The sequence below is a fragment of the Edaphobacter aggregans DSM 19364 genome, from assembly GCF_000745965.1.
GTDB lineage: Bacteria > Acidobacteriota > Terriglobia > Terriglobales > Acidobacteriaceae > Edaphobacter > Edaphobacter aggregans.
In genome coordinates, this window is sequence record NZ_JQKI01000205.1 from 1 (window position 1) to 7055 (window position 7055).

Below are 7055 nucleotides of genomic sequence, written 5' to 3' on the forward strand. Positions count from 1 at the left end.
CAATCGAGAATACACGCTGCGCCAGCAACTCGCGCAACGAATGTTCGATCTTCCCAGCTTGCCGCTTGTCTTCCAGGCACCCGGCCAAGCCGCCGATCAAGCCGTAGCCTCGCTCGGCCGCCTTCAACAGGATGGCGCCGCCATCGGAACTGCCCTGCCGCTGATCGAACTGCACCACGACCGGCTTGGAAAAAATCTCAGCGAACAACAAACACTCTGTCGTGCTATTGTCTGACACGCATAGGCCTCTTTGGCTTATTTAAACACTGTCTTGACAACATGTCCGGAGCTTTCGCTTCTTCAACCTTCAAGAATTATTCGGGCTAGTGCAGTTCAATCTTTCGCTCAACGAGGTGATCGCCGCCGCACAGAAGGCCACGGGCATACAAGGCGCTGGCTTCATCGAAAACCGCAATCAACGGCTCATCCTGCAATCAGAAGGACAATCCCTGACCCCGGAACAGATTGCCTCTACAGTGCTGGTACGACAGAGTGGCGCCAACGTCACTCTTGGACAAGTAGCTGACGTTCGAGAGGGTGCTGCGCCGCCGTTTGGCGCAGCTTCGGTCGAGGGAACGACAGGCGTAGTCCTGGTTGTTTCCGCGCAGTATGGAACGAACACACTGGACGTGACCAACCAGGTAGAGAGAGCCCTACAGGAAGTCGAGCCTGTACTTCACAAAGAAGGAATCGAGATGCGGCCCGATCTCTTCAGGCCGGCAAACTTCATTACGACCGCCACTCACAACATCCGAAACTCTCTCCTGCTCGGCTCCGTGCTCGTCATCGTCGTTCTCTTCTTGTTCCTCTTCGACATTCGTACCGCAGCCATATCCTGTGCCGCTATTCCACTCTCACTGCTCGCCGCTGTGGCTGTCATGGATTGGATGGGGTTCACCCTCAACACGATGACACTCGGTGGTCTCGCCATCGCGATCGGTGAAGTCGTGGACGACGCCGTGATCGACGTTGAAAACATCCTCCGCAGATTGCGCGAGAACGCTGCTCTGGAAAGACCACGGTCAGCATTCCAGGTTGTGCTCGACGCCTCCATCGAGGTCAGGAGCGCTGTGGTCTACGCTACCTTTGCCGTGGCGCTCATCTTTACGCCTATTCTGACTCTCTCAGGCATCGCGGGAAGATTGTTTGCCCCTCTCGGTGTTGCCTATATTCTCTCGATCCTGGCATCGCTCTTGGTCGCGCTTACGGTAACACCGGCATTGTCCATGCTGATCTTTGGCAATCGTCCACCTCGCAGGGATGAGCCTCCCTTTGTCCATTGGCTGAAGGCGCGCTATGTTTTCCTGCTTGAGCGGATAGAGCGTGTCCCCGGCCTGGTCATCGGAGGCGTGGCTGTCGCCACGGTTTGCGGCATTGCCGCTTTGCCCTTCTTCAGCAAGAGCTTTCTTCCCGAGTTGCACGAGGGCCATTACATCCTGCACATGCAGACAGTGCCGGGTACTTCACTCGATGAGTCGCTACGAATAGGCCGAGAGGTTTCCGCTGCGCTGTTGAAGTTGCCGTCTGTTAGGACGGTCGCGCAACGAGTCGGGCGCGCGGAACTGTCCGACGATACATGGGGACCGCACTACAGCGAAGTGGAGATCGACCTCAAGCCGATGGGTGGAGAAGAGGAAGTGGACGCACAGGCAGAGATCCGCAAGACCCTGGCACAGTTTTCGGGACTCTCTTCTTCTATGATGACTTTTCTGACGGAACGCATTCAGGAAACCCTGTCGGGCTATACCGCCTCAGTTGTTGTGAACATCTATGGTCCCGATCTCGATCAGTTAGACCGCGAAGCGCAACAAGTAGCACGTGTACTCGTGAGCGTACCCGGGGCGACGGAGGTACAGATGCAGTCTCCACCTGGGACACCGCAGGTCGCGGTGGCGCTGCGCACGCCGGAACTGTTGCATTGGGGCTTCGATCCGGTCAGCGTTCTCAACGATGTTCATACCGCTTACGAAGGTGAAAAGGTTGCGGACGTCTACGAGGGGAATCGTGTCTTTCCGGTAACGGTGATTTTGCCGCCGGATGCCCGGACTCGCGTGGATTCCATCTCTGCTTTGCCTGTCAAGAATCCGGAAGGTGTTTACATTCCCCTCGGACAACTCGCGAATGTCTATGAAACATCCGGGCGGTATGTGATTCTCCATGACGGGGCGCGCCGGGTTCAGACCATCACCCTCAACGTAGCCGGCGGAAATGTCGATGCTTTCGTCCAGAAGGCTCAGAAGCAGATTGCTGCCAAGGTCCAGCTTGCCCCCGGCAACTACGTTCAATTCGGCGGCACAGCCGAAGCTCAGGCCCAGTCACGCCGTGATCTCCTGGTTCATTCCGGGTTAGCTGGACTGGGTATCGTGCTGCTGCTGTCCATCGTACTTACGAACCGGCGCAATCTTCTCCTCGTTCTCGTCAATCTTCCATTTGCTCTGGTCGGCGGCGTTCTTGCGGTATTTGCGGGAGGCGGCATGCTCTCCCTCGGCGCAATGGTTGGCTTTGTTACGCTCTTCGGAATCACGCTCCGCAACTCCATCATGCTGATCTCGCACTACGAACACCTGGTCGGAGTAGAAGGCATGGAATGGGGATATCCAACGGCGGTCCGTGGGGCATCGGAGCGGCTTGCCCCCATTCTTATGACGGCGTTAGTGACCGCACTCGGACTGCTGCCACTCGCGATCGGAAGCAGCTCACCAGGTCAGGAGATTGAAGGCCCGCTGGCCATCGTCATTCTTGGAGGATTGATGACGTCGACTGCACTCAACCTGCTGGTGCTGCCAACGCTTGCTCTGCGGTATGGCCGGTTCGAAAGACAATCAGATGAAAAATAACTCTTCTCTTCGAAGCGCAGCACAGAGGATCTGACGCTATGCTTGGCATCGAGCTAGACTAATGCCGCGGATCCGCAACTGGAAGAACATAGATCTATGCCGGCCGGATCGCAAAGCCCGCTACGAGCATAAGATCAAATACTTGGAGAGTCACCCCAGCAGTGCGTGAACACTTAGCCGGCGACGACATTTAACTGCGCCGCCGGCCTTCACTGTAGCTCGTCTAGTTCTGGGTCACGCCGCCATCGACAAACAGTTCTATCCCGTTGATAAATGCTGAATCCTTGCCAGCCAAAAAGACAATAGTACGGGCAATCTCCCAGGCCTCTCCAATTCGGCCTGACGGTACGCCGCTGGCCTGAGTCTCGACGAATCGCTGCAGATCCTCCGGTGTGGAGCCTGCTGCGGCACGAAATCCCGGTGTGTCGATGGGGCCGGGGCTGATGACATTTACGCGGATTCTGCGCTCCCGGAGGTCCATCATCCAAACACGCGCAAACGATCTCAACGCAGCCTTGGCAGCGCTATAGACGCTCAAGCCAGGTATGCCTTTCACGGAAGCGATGGAAGCGTTCAGGATGATGGAACTGCCGTCATTGAGGTGGGGGAGAGACTTCTGGACTGTAAACAGTGTGCCTTTCACATTGGTTGTGAATGTCGCGTCATATTGCTCTTCAGTGACACTTCCAAGCGGTGCAAACGAGCCACCGCCAGCATTGGCAAAGAGCACGTCCAGCGTTTTCCCATCACCCGCGATCTTCTTATAGATCCTATCGATGTCTTCCATCTTGGATATGTCGGCCTGGATGCTCACGCACCGCTCCCCGAGCCGATTGGCTGCAGCATCCAGTTCAGCTTTCTTCCTCCCTGTGATGTAGACAAAAGCGCCTTCTCGAATCAGTTCTTCCGCCGACGCCAGCCCGATCCCGCTGCTACCCCCGGTCACAAGTGCCACTTTCCCTGCCAGTGTTCCCATCTCCTGCTCCTATTCCTGCGCCAAGCGCTAAATTGTATTTTTCATAAGAACATATAAACGCGGAAACTGCAACTATAATGGATACTGTTTATGACGGACGTTCGGTTTCCCACTGCGCTTCAGATCATGTTGAGTTTGGCCCTCGCGCACGAGGAGGGCGTGCCTATGCTCACATCCTCACAACTTGCTGCCGGGGTGGGATCGGTGGCCAGCTTGGTCAGAAAGCTATTGGCGCAATTAGCAAAAGATGGGCTTGTCACCGGCGTGGCAGGCAGAAGCGGCGGAGTTCGCCTGGCTAGACCCGCATCTGAGATCACGCTGGCCGAAATATATAGGAGCGTCATGCAAGGTGGACCTCTGTGGTCAGCTCGCAAGGATATTCCTCACCGTTGCATCGTCAGTACCCACATGGACGATTTTTTTGCAAAGCTTACCTCAGATGCGGTGACGGCCATGCTCGTCTCACTGTCTTCGAAGACGCTCGCCTCCAGTCTTCAGACGATGCGCGCTGTGGACCGAGAGACATCTGCACCTAAGCGTAGGGCCCCTTCCAGAACAAAAGCCCTTCCATCCAACCCCCATCCATGACTCCTTCGAAAGCCGTCCGGCAAGAGGCCGGATGCTTTCTTTGTGTGGCAGGGAATCAGTGGTTCACCCCAATGAGTAATTTGCCCTTCAATCCTTCTCGTGCAGCAGGAATGGAAAGGGAGGAGCGCAACGAGAGCTGCCCAAGCGCGGAAGCTTAGGGATAGTCACTGCTCCAACCCTCGAATAGCGAATAGCCCGAGTCACCCATCGAGCTATTCGAATCGATCTATGTCTTCGGCAAGTGGCCGAATAACCGGCTGTCCGGAAAACTGACCGGCCATCTCGTTCGATTGCAGCTGCGCCGCCTTATGAGAAGACGTTTTTCAAATTCCGATTTCTGACTCCATTGACCATGACAGGTCGCGTGTGGGGAAAGGTCTACAACGGAGAGGTCTGACTCAAACGGTAACAGCACGGTCCGAATTGAAATGATTGGATTTGGCGGTCCGCCTTTGGTCCGCCTCAAAGCCAGAACAGCCAAGGTTCTGAGCCTCGATGTTGAACCTAAGCCATTGCTATTAAATAACTTGGAGGCGCGGGTGGGATTCGAACCCACGTATAGGGGTTTTGCAGACCTAGAGGAACTGACAAATAACCCTTTTACTTTCTTGGAAGTAGATTTTTGATCGGTATGTTTTGTCCGCTTTTGGTCCGCTCTCAGTGACTCTGTCGGCGCAAATCCACTTGTACGACAAGGCGATACACGTCCATGTGGCTCGCGTCCCATTGTCGGTGAGTGATTTGGCGAATTATGCATCAACCGAGAATCTTTCCTTGCCGGATGCGAGTGTATCGTTACTAATCCTGGAACATATGGAGTCGAGCAGACTGATCAGAGAAAATCTGAATCTTTTTATGGATAATATAATCCAAAATGTCAGGTTGCACTCAAAACGGAGGACGGACATGACGGAAAAGTACGGTCGATCATTTACAGGCAAGGTCGCTCTCGTGGCAGGTGGCTCGCGAGGAATTGGCGAAGGAATCGTGAGGCGGTTTGCATCAGACCGCGCAGTAGTCGCATTTACCTATTCCAACTCGGAAGAAAAAGCGAAGCGGCTCGCAAGCGAAATCGAAGCTGCGGGAGGCAAGGCACTCCCGATTAAAGCGGATAGCGCCTCTGCCGATGACATTCGTGCAGCCGTGGATCAAGTTGTAAAAGAGTTGGGCGAACTGGATATTTTCGTCAACAATGCCGGAATCCTGATTCAGGGAACCATCGGCAGCTACAGCCTCGAAGACCTCGATCGCATGCTGGACATTAATGTGCGAGCGGCATTTGTCGGCATACAAGCGGCCTCGGAGCAAATGAAGGACGGAGGACGGATCATCCTGATCGGCAGTAACACTGCCGTCCGCACAGCTTTTCCTGGGGCAAGCGTTTACAGCATGACCAAAGCTGCCCTCACCGGATTGGTACGAGGAGCTGCCATCGATCTCGCACCTCGGGCAATTACCGTCAACAATGTCCAGCCTGGTCCGACAGCGACTGACATGAGTGCGCCATATGCCGAGGCGGTGAAGACCCTGGTTCCGCTTGGGCGAATGGCAGATGTGTCAGAAATTGCAGGTTTTGTCTCGTATCTCGCCTCCGATGAGGCCGGGTTCATCACAGGGTCCAGCCTCACAATCGACGGCGGATACATCGCATAATTGAAAGCGAGGAGAGAAGGATATGGCCCGACCAAAGGAATTTGATCAAGAGAAAGCTCTTCATCGTGCCATATCCGTTTTCTCTCAAAAGGGCTTTGCCGCCACATCAACGGACGACCTGATGCACGCGATGGATGTTGGGAGACAAAGCATGTATGACACTTTCGGGGACAAACGTGCCCTCTTTCTCAAGGCTCTCGAAGTCTATGTCGCGGAGAGCGTTCGCGACATCAATGTGGAACTCCAGACCCCAGGGTCACCCCTTGCTGCTGTCCGGAGAGCACTAATCCACTTCGCAGAGCGCAAAGATCTTTCCAGTACAGATGGTTGCATGGGAATCAATGCCGTCTGTGAGTTCGGGATGCGAGATGAAGAGGTGACGCAAATTACCCGCAGTGCGGCCAAGGTACAGCGCCACACACTCATGGACACGTTGAGACGAGCTCAACTGGAAGGCGAACTCGATGCTCATACAGACATTGAGAGTCTCGCCGATTTCTTTGACAGCACGCTGGCAGGAATGAGGATCGCGGCGAAAGCAGGAAAGACTCGCCCGGCCCTAAAACGAATCGCTGTAGTTGCGTCCATAGTGTTTGCCGGTACTAAATTATCGATCCTGTAGAGTTGGCTTCTGTTTACTGATTATCCGTGATGCAAAATCTTGGCTGGTGATATCAGGCCAATGCACGCATTATGAGAGGGCGTCCTGCTTAAGAAGGCAGTCTTGGTCGGCGACCCATGCTTGCGGGGGCTTTGCCCCCACACCCCCAGGATTTGGCGCTTTGGTGCCTCTCCCGATAGGGGAGTTTCATCGGTCAGTTAGCGACAGGGGGATGCGTAGCATCCCCCTGTATCGGTCGAGGCCACTGAGTCGGCGCTCAGGTTGCTTCCCAGCATGGCCCTACCCTCCGCTCAGTTCAGAGCTGATTGTACTGGGAGGGGAAAATCAAGATGTGCGCGGGCTCTGAAAGGATGACACTTGACCTTGGGGGAAGTGGTCC

At 55.0% G+C, this 7055-nt stretch carries 6 protein-coding genes; 4 read left to right on the top strand and 2 right to left on the bottom strand.

The annotated features are described in order from the left end of the window. Nucleotides 1-208, bottom strand: a 208-nt coding sequence (locus Q363_RS29385) for a transposase (protein WP_035357805.1), incomplete at its 3' end; no start/stop codon positions are given. A 118-nt stretch (nt 209-326) separates the two neighbouring features. On the opposite strand from Q363_RS29385, the gene Q363_RS29390 reads away from it, so the two are divergent. Further along, nucleotides 327-2837 carry an efflux RND transporter permease subunit gene (locus Q363_RS29390; RefSeq protein ID WP_051979509.1) on the top strand — a complete coding sequence of 837 codons (2511 nt, stop codon included), beginning with the start codon at nt 327-329 and terminating at the stop codon, nt 2835-2837. A gap of 223 nt (nt 2838-3060) precedes the next feature. Here the strand turns inward: Q363_RS29390 and Q363_RS29395 are convergent, their stop codons facing one another. Then, nucleotides 3061-3813 (bottom strand): SDR family NAD(P)-dependent oxidoreductase, encoded by a 753-nt coding sequence (locus Q363_RS29395; RefSeq protein WP_035357806.1) that lies wholly within the window; start codon nt 3811-3813, stop codon nt 3061-3063. Nucleotides 3814-3903: 90 nt separating this feature from the next. Between Q363_RS29395 and Q363_RS47150 the strand changes: the two genes are divergently transcribed. From Q363_RS47150 to Q363_RS29410, 3 genes are all read left to right on the top strand, one after another. Next, the gene (locus Q363_RS47150; protein ID WP_035357808.1) at nt 3904-4401 is read left to right on the top strand and encodes an RrF2 family transcriptional regulator; all 498 of its coding nucleotides are present in this window, start codon (nt 3904-3906) and stop codon (nt 4399-4401) included. Between the two features lie 684 nt (nt 4402-5085). After that, complete coding sequence (locus tag Q363_RS29405) at nt 5086-6054, top strand: SDR family NAD(P)-dependent oxidoreductase (RefSeq protein WP_245632551.1); 969 nt, start codon at nt 5086-5088, stop codon at nt 6052-6054. Between the two features lie 22 nt (nt 6055-6076). Then, a complete protein-coding gene (locus Q363_RS29410) occupies nt 6077-6676 on the top strand; it encodes a TetR/AcrR family transcriptional regulator (protein ID WP_051979510.1) in 600 nt (199 codons plus the stop codon). The last annotated feature ends 379 nt before the right edge of the window (nt 6677-7055 follow it).

Coding starts and splice junctions, on each gene's coding strand:
- Q363_RS47150 (WP_035357808.1), top strand. CDS start 3,904: ATGACGGACGTTCGGTTTCCCACTGCGCTTCAGATCATGTTGAGTTTG.
- Q363_RS29410 (WP_051979510.1), top strand. CDS start 6,077: ATGGCCCGACCAAAGGAATTTGATCAAGAGAAAGCTCTTCATCGTGCC.
- Q363_RS29395 (WP_035357806.1), bottom strand. CDS start 3,813: ATGGGAACACTGGCAGGGAAAGTGGCACTTGTGACCGGGGGTAGCAGC.